Genomic DNA, 11,942 nt, shown 5'->3' on the forward strand with positions numbered 1-11,942 from the left:
TCCTAAGCGACGTTCGACGGCCTCTTGTACTACTCGGTCAGTTCCTTGCGGAGGCGGGCCTCGTCCACCCGCCAGAAGGTGTGCTGCCGGCCGTCCACGAGGACGACCGGGATCTGCTCCCAGTACTCGTCGTGCAGTGCAGGGTCCTCGGTGATGTCCTTTCGTTCCCAGGGGACGCCGAGTTCGCCGCAGACCTTCTCGATCACGGTCTGCGCGTCGTCGCACAGATGACAGCCGGGCTTGCGGATGAGGGTGACCAACCGCTCCTGGGGGGCGGCCTTACGCCGGAAGAGGGGACTCATGCCGGCCATTCTCCCGCCTCTTTAACGACGAGGTCGCGGAGAGTTCACACCCTTCAAACCTCTCGACTCCGGAACCACCGGACGGACTGGCTATGCTCACGCCATGGCCGCTCTCGGATGGCTCACTCCCCGTAGGCGCTCCGCCACGGCGCGGAGCGTGTTGGCAGGCGAGGCCTCGGCGGAGGCTGCCCGCAAGTCCTCGCAGGAAGTTCCGCAGGTCGCCGTGCGCGAACCGGCCTTCCCGGTGCTCGGCGACGACAAGGCCGCCGCCTTCTTCGACCTCGACAACACCGTGATGCAGGGCGCCGCGCTGTTCCACTTCGGGCGGGGCCTGTACAAGCGGAAGTTCTTCGAGACGCGCGACCTCGCCAAGTTCGCCTGGCAGCAGGCGTGGTTCCGGCTGGCCGGCGTGGAGGACCCGGAGCACATGCAAAACGCCCGGGACTCCGCCCTCTCGATCGTCAAGGGCCACCGCGTCGCCGAGCTCAAGGCCATCGGCGAGGAGATCTACGACGAGTACATGGCCGAGCGCATCTGGCCGGGCACCCGCGCCCTGGCCCAGGCCCACCTCGACGCGGGCCAGAAGGTGTGGCTGGTCACCGCGGCACCGGTGGAGATCGCGCAGGTCATCGCGCGACGGCTGGGTCTGACGGGCGCGCTGGGCACGGTGGCGGAGTCGGTCGACGGCGTCTACACCGGCAAGCTGGTCGGCGAACCCCTGCACGGCCCCGCGAAGGCGGAGGCGGTGCGCGCCCTGGCCGCGGCGGAGGGCCTCGACCTCTCCCGCTGCGCCGCCTACAGCGACAGCCACAACGACATCCCGATGCTGTCCCTGGTCGGTCACCCGTACGCCATCAACCCCGACGCCAAGCTGCGCAGGCATGCCCGCGAGAAGGACTGGCGCCTCCGGGACTACCGCACGGGCCGGAAGGCGGCGAAGGTCGGCATCCCGGCCGCGGCGGGAGTGGGCGCCGTGGCCGGCGGCACCGCGGCAGCGATCGCACTGAGCCGGCGTCGTCGATAACCCGGCACCCGATCAGCGGAACGCACCGATCCCGCGGTCACCCCCACCCCCCGGCCCGGCCGACGCACCGAGTCGATCACCGGCCGACTCGCGCGGTCATGCCCAGCGACGCCGAAACCTGTCCCCTGCCGCCGGATTATGCCGTCCCTTCCCCAACACGCCCTCACTTCGCCGAAACCGACCCTTTTCCGGTCAACAACCGATCACTCTGTGGAACTTGATAGGGCGTCAATCGATAACAGAAGCGACGCAATCGGTGATTTGAGCAACTCGGTGTAGCAGCGCCTGCACGAAGCGTTATTCTCCTCAGACGCATACCGGTACCCCTCCGTCGCTACGACGGGTGAACGGTCCCGCACTGCACGTGATGAAAGCTCTGCCTCTGGGAGTCCCGTGTACCCACACGTCGGGGTTGACGCCTCGGGCCTGGCTACGCTGCGTACAGCAGTCGCAGCGGTCAAGGAGACGCTGCGCGGCTTCGTCCCCACCGCGTACGGCGTCCCCGCCTTCGCCGCCGCCGCGCCCCTCGGCCCGTGCTACGCACTGGCCGAGGGCAGCGCAGCGGTCGGCAGACGAGGCCGCTCCACCGGCGCGCCCACCGCCCGCCGCCCGGCCGCCGACAGCGACAGCGCCCGGATGATGGACCTCGTCGAGCGTGCCCAGGCGGGGGAGGCCGAGGCCTTCGGCCGGCTCTACGACCAGTACAGCGACACGGTGTACCGCTACATCTACTACCGGGTGGGCGGCAAGGCGACCGCCGAGGACCTGACGAGTGAGACCTTTCTGCGGGCGCTCCGCAGGATCGGCACCTTCACCTGGCAGGGCCGGGACTTCGGCGCGTGGCTGGTGACCATCGCCCGTAACCTCGTCGCCGACCACTTCAAGTCCAGCCGCTTCCGCCTGGAGGTCACCACCGGCGAGATGCTCGACGCCAACGAGGTCGAGCGCTCCCCGGAGGACTCCGTCCTGGAGTCCCTCTCGAACGCCGCCCTGCTGGACGCCGTACGCCGGCTCAACCCCCAGCAGCAGGAGTGTGTGACGCTCCGCTTCCTCCAGGGGCTCTCCGTCGCCGAGACCGCCCGCGTGATGGGCAAGAACGAGGGGGCCATCAAGACCCTCCAGTACCGGGCGGTGCGCACGCTCGCCCGGCTCCTGCCGGACGACGCCCGCTGACGTCAACACCCTGAGCGACGCCAACTCACGCTCCGTGAAAGACCGTTGCTTTCCTGAGCCGATCATCCGCCGTCCGTAACCCAAGTGCCGAGCCACTCGTTGTGCGGGATACAGGCTCCCTGTGGTCACGTCCTGGCCGACCCTGATCGCTCGATCGGGGGAAGTGGTCGTGGGCGTGCAACCCTCAGGACCCCCTGGGGAGTCGACTGTCATGACGAGAGGAGGTGCCGCCAGTGATCGCGAACGTATCGGCGCACCGGCGGGCGAACGCCTTCGCCCAGGCCCTGGAGGAGCAGTCCGACCGGGACACGGCGGCCGAGCAGTCCGCAGCACCGGCGCTATCGCCGCCGGCCACCGAGGAACAGTCCGGGCGGGGCGAGCTCTTGGCCCTCGCGACGGGCCTCCTCGCGCTGCCAAGGCCGCAGCTCGACCCCGAGGTCAAGGTCGTCCAGCGCGCCCAGCTGGTGGCCGCTATGGAGGCCATGCTCCAGGAGGGGACCGGGGCGGCGGGTGCATCGGTGCCCGAGCAGCGTCCCCGCAGCAGCCGGGGTGCGCACCGGGCGAGCCCGCTGGGCAAACTCAGACCGCGTTCGAGACTGACCAAGGGACTCGCCGCGGGCGGGCTCAGCGTCGGCGTGGCCGCCGGGGCCTTCGGCGGAGTCGCCGCCGCGAGTTCCGACGCCCTGCCCGGCGACTCGCTGTACGGACTCAAACGCGGCATGGAGGACTTCAAGCTCAACTACCTGAGCGACGGGGACGGCGAGCGCGGCCAGACGTACCTCGACCAGGCCTCCACCCGGCTGAGCGAGGCACGTCGGCTGATGGAGCGCGGCCGCGGCGGCCACCTCGACCACGAGTCCATCGGCGAGATCCGCCGCACCCTGTCCGGCATGCAGCACGACGCGACCGAAGGCCACCGGCTGCTGCACGCGGCCTATGAGCGCGACCCGGATTCCCTGGGCCCCATCCAGGCACTCTCCGCCTTCTCTCAGTCGCACCGCAAGGCCTGGAGCGCGCTGAGCGACCGGCTGCCCGTGCAGCTGGGAGACGTCAAACAGCAGGTCTCGTCGGTGTTCGACGCCATAGACGACGAGGTCGCCCCGCTGCGGTCCCTGCTCCCGCAGCCACCCGCGCAGTCCGGCGGAGGCACCCGGCACGGCTCCGGCTCGGCATCCACCGGCTCGTCCGGTGCCCACCGCTCGACCGCGCCCAGCTCCGGCAACACGCCTTCCGCCGGCCAGCACGCGGGCTCCGGCAGCCCCAGCGATTCGGCCACCGGCGACAGCGGCGACGGCCTGCTCGGCGGCAACACGGGCGGTCTGCTCGACCCGCCCAAGACCGGCTCCGACGGCGGCTCCCCGGCCACCACGAAGCTCCCGACGAGCGAGCCGGACGTCACCCTCCCACCGCTCCTTCCGGGCCTCCTGCCCGGCCTGGGCATCGACGGCGAGGACGCCGGCTGACCCCCTGGAGACACGACGGCGGGGGCGCCCCTCTCCGAGCAGGAGCGCCCCCGTTGCCGTACCGCCGAAACCGCCGAACCCGTCAGAAGAACACCGACCGCCGCTGCACCAACAACTTGTAGAGCGTGTGCTGGATCTGCTCGCGGACCTGGTCGGTCAGGTTGAACATCAGCATCGGATCCTCGGCCGCCTCCGGCGGATAACCGTCCGTGGGAATCGGCTCGCCGAACTGGATCGTCCACTTGGTGGGGAGCGGGACCGCCCCCAGCGGGCCCAGCCACGGGAAGGTCGGCGTCAGCGGGAAGTACGGGAAGCCCAGCAGCCGGGCGAGGGTCTTGGCGTTGCCGATCATCGGGTAGATCTCCTCGGCCCCGACGACCGAGCACGGGATGATCGGCGCACCCTGACGCAACGCCGTGGAGACGAAACCGCCCCGCCCGAACCGCTGGAGCTTGTAGCGCTCGCTGAACGGCTTGCCGATGCCCTTGAAGCCCTCCGGCATCACCCCGACCAGTTCACCCTGCTCCAGCAGCCTTTGGGCGTCCTCGGCGCAGGCGAGGGTGTGCCCCAGCTTGCGGGCCAGCTCGTTGACCACAGGCAGCACGAAGACCATGTCGGCCGCGAGGAGCCGTAGATGCCGGCCGGCCGGGTGGTGGTCGTGCACCGCGACCTGCATCATCAGGCCGTCCAGCGGCAGCGTCCCGGAGTGGTTGGCGACGATCAGCGCCCCGCCGTCGGCCGGAATGTTCTCGATGCCCTTCACCTCGACCCGGAAGTACTTCTCGTACACCGGCCGCAGCAGCGACATCAGGACCTGGTCGGTCAGCTCCTCGTCGTAACCGAAGTCGTCGACCTCGTAGTCCCCGGTGAGCCGGCGGCGCAGGAAGGCCAGGCCGCTCGCGATGCGGCGCTCGAGCCCGCCGTCGACGTGCGGCTTGGCCGACGGCTCTTCCTCGCGGGTCACGGGCCCCTCATCCTGCGGGACGGCCCTGGTGGGCAGGGGCTGGACCTCGCGGACCGGTGCGGGCTCGCCGGCCGCGCCGCGCCTGCTCCCGGCGCCGCGGCGCCGCGACGGCCGCTGGGCGGCGCTCCCGCGGGACCGGTCGTCGTCGAACGGAATGACCTTGGCGTCCGCCATCGTTGCTGCGCTCCTCAGTTGGCGCTCTGCGTCGGGAGGTGCCCGCTGCCCTTCACGGCAAGCGCGGCGACCCGGTCGATGGCCCCCGCGAGGGCCTCCGGCGGCAGCAGCCCGGGGCCCTGGCTGCGCGCGAAATCCGCGAACGTCTCCGCCGTCGTGTACTTGGGCTGGAATCCCAGCGTCTCGCGCATCTGGTCGGTGGCCACCACCCGGCCGTGCGTGAGCAGCCGGATCTGCTCCGGCGAGAAGTCCGTCATACCCAGCGTACGCACCAGCGAGCCGACCCAGGTGACCGCGGGCAGCAGCAGCGGCACGGTGGGCCGGCCCAGACGCCTGGAGCACTGCGAGAGCAGCAGCACGCCGTCGCCCGCGATGTTGAAGGTGCCGCTGTTGAGAGTGCCCCGGCGTGGCTCGTGGGAGGCGATCCGCAGCACCTCGATGACGTCGTCCTCGTGCACGAACTGCAGCCGGGGGTCGTAGCCGAACACGGTCGGCAGGACGGGCAACGCGAAGTACGAGGCGAGCGGCGTGTCCGCGGTCGACCCCAGGATGTTGGCGAAGCGCAGCACACACACGGCGACGTCCGGCCGCCGCCGGGCGAACCCGCGCACATACCCCTCGACCTCCACCGAGTCCTTCGCGAACCCGCCGCTGGGCAGCGACTTGGGCGGAGTCGTCTCGGTGGACACGGCAGGATCCCGCGGCGCGGATCCGTAGACATGCGTACTGGACTTCACCACCAGCCGCTGCACGGTCGGCGACTTCTGGCAGGCGCCGAGCAGCTGCATGGTGCCGATGACGTTGGTTTCCTTCACCGTGGCCCGGCTGCCGCCGCCCAGCGCGGTGCCGGTGACATCCATGTGGACGACCGTGTCGGCGGCCGTCTCGGCGAGCACCCGGGCGATGGTGGGCTGCCTGATGTCGGCCTGGATGAAGTCGGCACCACCCAGATGGTGCGCCGGCGGCACCACGTCCACGGCGATCACCCGGTCCACCTCCGGGTCACGCTGGATCCGCCGCACGAACCGGCCGCCCAGTTGCCGGGCCACTCCGGTGACGAGCACGACCTTCCCCAAGATCAGCGCCTTCCTTCCCGATCTCGTGCGCAACCTGCTCTCAACCCGCGTTCCCCGTGTGCGGCCAACTTAGCGGGTTGGTGTTGCACTGTGATGACCGCCCGATGCGCGAGGTGACGGAAATTCACCAGTCGGAATATGCCGATGCCGCCGAGACGGCCGTGGAATGCGTGTCCGGATACGCCTGTGGCCCCCCATCCATGCGGATGGGGGGCCACAGATCACGCTCTCGCGGCGCCGCTTACTTCTTGTTGCGGCGCTGAACGCGCGTGCGCTTGAGCAGCTTGCGGTGCTTCTTCTTGGCCATCCGCTTGCGCCGCTTCTTGATAACAGAGCCCACGACTACCCTCGCTCACTTCTCATCACTCGGTTGTTTGGGCGCCATGGGCCCACACGACCTACGAGGGGCTAGCCTACCCGCTCGCGCGTTGAGCTTGTAATCGAGGGGTGCTCCGGCGTCTGCCGGAAGCGCCGTCAGGCCGTCTCCACCCCCACATAACTCTCGCGGAGGTACTCGTGTACCGCTTGCTCGGGGACGCGGAAGGACCGCCCCACCCGGATCGCGGGCAGATGACCACTGTGCACCAGCCGGTACACGGTCATCTTCGACACTCGCATCACCGAGGCGACCTCCGCCACGGTAAGGAACTGAACCTCGTTCAGAGGCCTCTCGCCAGCTGCAGCCATGACACACCTGAACCTTCCGCACTCGACGGCCACCGGCTTCCCCTTCCGGTGACTCTTCGTCGTTGCGTGCTCACTCCCCAGACTAGGGGCGGGTGATGCGAGTGGGGAAGAGGTGCACCCATCGGCGGCCTACTGTGACAGACAGGCTCGATTGAGTACGTAGCGGGTGAGCGGCCGGTAGTAAACAGACGGCACTGCGTCATCAACCGGAACGGCGACGGACACGACTCCCTGAGCCTCCCCGACGAACAGCGCGGGGTCGTCCGTGTCCGCGAGTCCGATCGCCTCGAACCCCAGCTGACCTGCACCGCAGACCCAGCCGTGGTCGCCGATCACCAGCTCGGGCAGCGGCCCGCCGGCGTCGGCAGCAGCGGACAGGGCGACCCGAACCGGGAGCGGTGAGTGGCAGTGCGCACCCGGCTCACAACCGGGGCGCTCGACCTCCGGTTCCCGCACCAAGGCAACACCTCGTACGTAGTCCAGGTTGTACGTACGTAGACCGAACCGGGTCACTATGTCGACAGAGCGACCCTGCGCCGGGGTGAGCACCTCACACCCCACTGCCGACAACGCGTCCGCCAAGCCACCGTAGAAACCGAGCAGCCGATGCGGATGCCCGGTCCCGAGGAGCACGGGCACACCACGCCGGGCCGCACTCCGGATCCGCTCCGCGAAGGCGTCCAACGCGGCCAGCGTCCGCTCCGGGTCGATCACATCCGACCCAGAAGTGTGCAGAGGATCGGCCGAAACTCCGCACTTCTCCGCCATCAGGGCAAGCAACTCCCGCTCACCCCAACCCCACTCCGGATCGATGCCGATCAACACACGGGGATCCCGGGCCGCGAACAGCCGATAGCTACGAAGACTGTCCTCCCGAGAGGTGGCCACCTCCCCGGCAAGCCGGGCAGCCAGCAGATGCGCACGGAGGGCATCGGCGGTCAACACGGGTGCGATGGTGGCTCATGAGGAGAGGAGAGGCAGGCAGAACGGGCGAACACCGCACGGTTGGCGTAATGGAAACTCTTTCGACTCCCCGAGTCGGGCCGGCCGGTCCAGGGGCACGGAGCCCCCTGGTGGCTCACGCCAACAGCCCGCGCAGCGGAAACACGGCCCGACGAGTGGCCAGCACCGCCTGATCCAAGCGGTCGGCGGGGTCGTACCCCGACTCCCACGAAGCGAACGACACCGGCCACCGCCCATCGGTCATCCGCTGTGGCCCCAACTGCCGGGTCCGGGCGAACACCTCCCGCCGCCACCCCTCGGGAATCACCGTCTCCGGCGCGACCTCCCGCCCCGCGGCGATCCCCACCAGATGCGTCCACGACCGCGGCACCACATCCACCACCGCGTACCCGCCGCCCCCCAACGCGACCCACTTGCCGCCCGCGTACTCGTGCGCCAGCCCGTGACACGCCACCTGCACGGCCCGCTGCGCGTCCAAGGACACGGCAAGATGCGCGAGCGGGTCCTCGAAGTGCGTATCCGCGCCGTGCTGCGACACCAGCACCTGCGGCCGGAACTCGGCGAGCAGCTCCGGCACCACCGCGTGAAACGCGCGCAGCCACCCCGCGTCCCCGGTGCCGGCCGGCAGCGCCACGTTCACGGCCGCCCCCTTGCCCGCCCCGGCCCCGGTCTCCTGCGGCCACCCGGTCTGCGGGAACAACGTACGCGGATGCTCGTGCAGCGAGATCGTCAGAACCCGCGGATCCTCCCAGAACGCCGCCTGCACCCCGTCCCCGTGATGCACGTCGACGTCCACATACGCGACCCGCTGGGCGCCCAGCTCCAGCAGCCGCGCGATGGCCAGGGCGGCGTCGTTGTAGATACAGAACCCCGACGCACCCCCGGGCATCGCATGATGCAGCCCGCCCGCGAAGTTCACGGCGTGATCGGCGTCCCCCCGCCACACCGCCTCCGCCGCCCCCACCGACTGCCCCGCGATCAGCGCGGACACCTCGTGCATCCCGGCGAACGCCGGATCGTCCACCGTGCCGAGCCCGTACGACCCGTCGGCCGACCCCGGATCCGCCGACGCGGCCTTCACGGCGTCGATGTAGTCCTCCCGGTGGACCAGCCGCAGCGTCGACTCCCCGGCCGCTTTCGCCGCCACCACCGTCATCTCCCGGTGGAGCCCGAAAGCATCCACCAGCTTCCGGGTCAGTTCCAGCCGGACCGGATCCATCGGATGGTCCGGACCGAAGTCATAGCCCGTTACTGCCTCGTCCCACATCAGCTGTGCGCGGCCGCTCATGCCCGCCACCGTATCGGTCCGGTTGAGCCGCGAACGACCTGGCGTATCCCAACGTCACCAGCACCAACACCATCGGCACGAGCATGGCGCCCCGGTAGCTCCAGGCATCCCCGAGCGCCCCCACCAACGGAGAACCGATCAGGAAACCTACGTAGTTGAAGATGTTGAGCCGGGCGATCGCCGCGTCCGAGGCGCCCGGGAAGAGCCGTCCCGCCGCCGCGAAGGTCTGCGGTACCAGCACACACAGACCCAGCCCCAGCAGGGTGAACCCGAGCATCCCGACCCACGCGTCCGGTGCCACGGACACCACCGCGAACCCCCCGGCCGCCACCAGCGCCCCGAGCCGTACCACCACGGCCGCCCCGAACCGCCGCACCCCGAAGTCCCCGATGGCCCGCCCCACCAGCGTGGTCACCATGTACACGTTGTACGGCACCGTCGCCAGCTGCTCGGAGCTCCGCAGCACATCCTTCAGGTACTTCGCACTCCAGTTGGAGACGGTCGAGTCCCCGATGTAGGCGAAGGTCATCACCAGACACAGCGGCAGCAGCAGCCTGAAGACGACACGCCCGCCCTGGCCGGCGCCCTCCTCCACAGGCGCCGGATCCCCGTCGACGTACCACCGGCTCCCCACCAGCGCCCCCGGCAGCAGCACGGCCACCACCGGCAGGTACGACACCCACAGGGCGAGATGCCAGTGCGCCCCGGCCCAGGCGAGCGAGGCCCCCACGATCCCGCCCAGGCTGTAGACGGCGTGGAAACTCAGCATGATGCTGCGCCCGTACGTCCGCTGGAGACTGACCCCGAGCATGTTCATGGAGGCGTCCAGCGCCCCCACGGCAAGCCCGAACGCGGCCAGGGCCAACCCCAGCTCCCCCATCACCCCACCGGCCCCCACCCCGAGCAGCGCCAGCAGCACCACCGGCTGGGACCAGCGCAGCAGCCGACTGGGCCGGACCCGCTTCACCAGGTGCTCGGTCGTCACGCTGCCGACACCGGCGAGGATCGGTACGGCGGCCAGGAAGACGGGCAGCAGCGCGTCGGAGACGCCGTACCGGTCCTGGACGGCCGGGATGCGCGTCACCAGCAGTGCGAAGGTGGCGCCCTGCGCGAAGAAGCTGAACGCCAGCGAGGCCCTACCGCGCCGCAGCACACCAGTCATGGCGGCGAGCGTAGGGCCCCGGGCTACCGCTGGGTAGGTCCAGCCAAAGATGAATTTCCTTCAGCTTTGCTCGGCGGAGGGTCAGGCGGCGACGGCGACCGCAGGCTGCTCGACCCGGCCGGCACCGGCCTCGACCTCGGCGGCCAGCAGCTGCTCCATCGGCCCGACGGCCAGGCCGCCGCCGACCACGATGCCGACCGCGATCGCACCGAGCATGATCACCGTGCCCAGCCACACCATGGTGTCGACGGGGATGGTGTACGCGCCCACGACCCGCACGACGCACTCGGCGAGCAGCGCCAGGCCCCAGACGACGGAGAACGCCTTCTCCTTCCGCCGGAAGCCCTCGGACCTGGTGCCCACTCCGGTCATCAACCGCTCCCAGGCGGCCTCCCTGGCCGTGTCGCCCTTGATGAGGAAGGGCTTCATACCGGCGGTCATCATCGGCTTGCCGAACACGACGGAGACCAGGATCCCGATGGCGACCGTGCTGCTGACCCCGCTGTCCTTGGCGAGCATCAGCCGCGGGTCACCGGACACGAAGCTCAGCAGCAGCGAGACGACGTTGACGACCAGGATGAGGCCGGCCAGCGCATTGGTCCTGCGCTCCTTGACCAGACCCCACACGGTCCGCACCGCCGGCACCACGCTGCTCCAGGCGAGCGCCGCGAAGGTGCTCATCCCGAAGGCGTCCTTGAAGAGGTAGTACGAGCCGAGCGGCACCGCCACGTCCATGAGCAGCGGCCTGAAGTTGTCCAGCACACTCGGGTTCTGCTTCTGGCCGTTGCTCCGGCCCTGGGTCCCCGTGTTCTTCGTCATGCCCTCAGCTTCGCCGCTGGGCGGGGTCCCCCACTAGAAACGATCGTCCGGAGGTCCGCATGACAATTGTCAGGCCCGGAACGGTGGCCCGGGTCATACCAGCAGATCAGCCAACTCGCCCATGCTGGAGAAGAGTTGGCTGGCGCCCGCGAGCTTCACCGCCGGTGTCATCGCGGTGAACCCGTACACGTCCATCCCGGCCGCCACGGCCGCCCGCACGCCCAGCGGTGAGTCCTCTATGACCAGGCACCGCTGCGGGGCGGTACCCATCCGCTCGGCCGCGAAGAGGAAGAGATCGGGCGCCGGCTTGCCGCGTCCCACATCCTGTGAGCTGAAGATCCTCTCTTCCTCGAACCACCGGTCGAGTCCGGTCGCCCGGTGCCCGACCCGGATCCGCTCATGGCTCCCGGAGGAGGCGACACAGTACGGCACCCCGTCGGCGGCCAGCTTCTCCAGCACGCCGTCGACGCCGGCCACGGGCTTCAACTCCCGTTCGAAAGCGGCGAACACGCGGGCGTGGAGGACATCGTCGAAGTCGTCCGGCAGCTGCTGCCCCGTCCGCTCCAGCACCAGCTCGTGGATCCGGTGCATGGCCGAACCCATGTAGTCCCGGATGGAGTCCTCGTACGACGTCGGGTGCCCCAGCTCGGTCAGATAGGCGGCCAGGTGCCGGTTGGAGATCGGCTCACTGTCCACGAGGACACCGTCGTTGTCGAAGATGATCAGGTCGTAGCGCATGCCTCGACCCTAAAGGACCCGGAACGCAGAAAACCCCCGCATCTTTCGATGCGGGGGTTTTCCCAAAGATTGTTCGGCGGCGTCCTACTCTCCCACAGGGTCCCCCCTG

At 69.7% G+C, this 11,942-nt stretch carries 13 protein-coding genes; 3 read left to right on the forward strand and 10 right to left on the reverse strand.

All coding sequences use genetic code 11. The annotated features are described in order from the left end of the window. Positions 1–29 precede the first annotated feature (29 nt). Positions 30–311 (reverse strand): glutaredoxin family protein, encoded by a 282-nt coding sequence (locus ACFZDC_RS26540; protein WP_391327717.1) that lies wholly within the window; start codon positions 309–311, stop codon positions 30–32. A gap of 94 nt (positions 312–405) precedes the next feature. Between ACFZDC_RS26540 and ACFZDC_RS26545 the strand changes: the two genes are divergently transcribed. From ACFZDC_RS26545 to ACFZDC_RS26555, 3 genes are all read left to right on the forward strand, one after another. Beyond that, positions 406–1,326, forward strand: coding sequence for an HAD-IB family hydrolase (locus ACFZDC_RS26545; RefSeq protein WP_391327719.1), 921 nt, complete (start codon positions 406–408; stop codon positions 1,324–1,326). Positions 1,327–1,719: 393 nt separating this feature from the next. Next, a complete protein-coding gene (locus ACFZDC_RS26550; RefSeq protein ID WP_391327721.1) occupies positions 1,720–2,499 on the forward strand; it encodes an ECF subfamily RNA polymerase sigma factor, BldN family in 780 nt (259 codons plus the stop codon). 233 nt (positions 2,500–2,732) lie between these two features. Continuing rightward, positions 2,733–3,962: a DUF5667 domain-containing protein gene (locus tag ACFZDC_RS26555; protein ID WP_391327723.1), complete on the forward strand. Its 1,230-nt coding sequence runs from the start codon at positions 2,733–2,735 to the stop codon at positions 3,960–3,962. A gap of 82 nt (positions 3,963–4,044) precedes the next feature. Here the strand turns inward: ACFZDC_RS26555 and ACFZDC_RS26560 are convergent, their stop codons facing one another. The 9 genes from ACFZDC_RS26560 to ACFZDC_RS26600 all read right to left on the reverse strand — a co-directional run bounded on the left by ACFZDC_RS26560 (position 4,045) and on the right by ACFZDC_RS26600 (position 11,833). Beyond that, the gene (locus ACFZDC_RS26560) at positions 4,045–5,100 is read right to left on the reverse strand and encodes a 1-acyl-sn-glycerol-3-phosphate acyltransferase (RefSeq protein ID WP_391327725.1); all 1,056 of its coding nucleotides are present in this window, start codon (positions 5,098–5,100) and stop codon (positions 4,045–4,047) included. 14 nt (positions 5,101–5,114) lie between these two features. Then, on the reverse strand, positions 5,115–6,176 hold the full coding sequence (locus ACFZDC_RS26565) for an NAD-dependent epimerase/dehydratase family protein (RefSeq protein WP_391327727.1): 1,062 nt from the start codon (positions 6,174–6,176) through the stop codon (positions 5,115–5,117). Positions 6,177–6,417: 241 nt separating this feature from the next. Continuing rightward, positions 6,418–6,516, reverse strand: coding sequence for a 30S ribosomal protein bS22 (locus ACFZDC_RS26570; RefSeq protein WP_003948845.1), 99 nt, complete (start codon positions 6,514–6,516; stop codon positions 6,418–6,420). A gap of 134 nt (positions 6,517–6,650) precedes the next feature. After that, on the reverse strand, positions 6,651–6,863 hold the full coding sequence (locus ACFZDC_RS26575; RefSeq protein ID WP_004984898.1) for a helix-turn-helix domain-containing protein: 213 nt from the start codon (positions 6,861–6,863) through the stop codon (positions 6,651–6,653). Between the two features lie 129 nt (positions 6,864–6,992). Next, positions 6,993–7,808, reverse strand: coding sequence for a phosphatase (locus ACFZDC_RS26580; protein ID WP_391327729.1), 816 nt, complete (start codon positions 7,806–7,808; stop codon positions 6,993–6,995). Positions 7,809–7,941: 133 nt separating this feature from the next. Continuing rightward, positions 7,942–9,114: an acetoin utilization protein AcuC gene (locus ACFZDC_RS26585; RefSeq protein WP_391327731.1), complete on the reverse strand. Its 1,173-nt coding sequence runs from the start codon at positions 9,112–9,114 to the stop codon at positions 7,942–7,944. Next, complete coding sequence (locus tag ACFZDC_RS26590) at positions 9,065–10,276, reverse strand: MFS transporter (RefSeq protein WP_391327733.1); 1,212 nt, start codon at positions 10,274–10,276, stop codon at positions 9,065–9,067. Before ACFZDC_RS26590 ends, ACFZDC_RS26585 begins: the two co-directional genes overlap by 50 nt. Positions 10,277–10,357: 81 nt before the next feature. Next, positions 10,358–11,095 (reverse strand): VC0807 family protein, encoded by a 738-nt coding sequence (locus ACFZDC_RS26595; protein WP_391327735.1) that lies wholly within the window; start codon positions 11,093–11,095, stop codon positions 10,358–10,360. Between the two features lie 93 nt (positions 11,096–11,188). Beyond that, complete coding sequence (locus tag ACFZDC_RS26600; protein WP_391327736.1) at positions 11,189–11,833, reverse strand: HAD-IA family hydrolase; 645 nt, start codon at positions 11,831–11,833, stop codon at positions 11,189–11,191. Between the last annotated feature and the right edge of the window lie 109 nt (positions 11,834–11,942).

The sequence above is a fragment of the Streptomyces sp. NPDC007905 genome, assembly GCF_042959345.1.
In the GTDB taxonomy this organism is placed as follows: domain Bacteria; phylum Actinomycetota; class Actinomycetes; order Streptomycetales; family Streptomycetaceae; genus Streptomyces.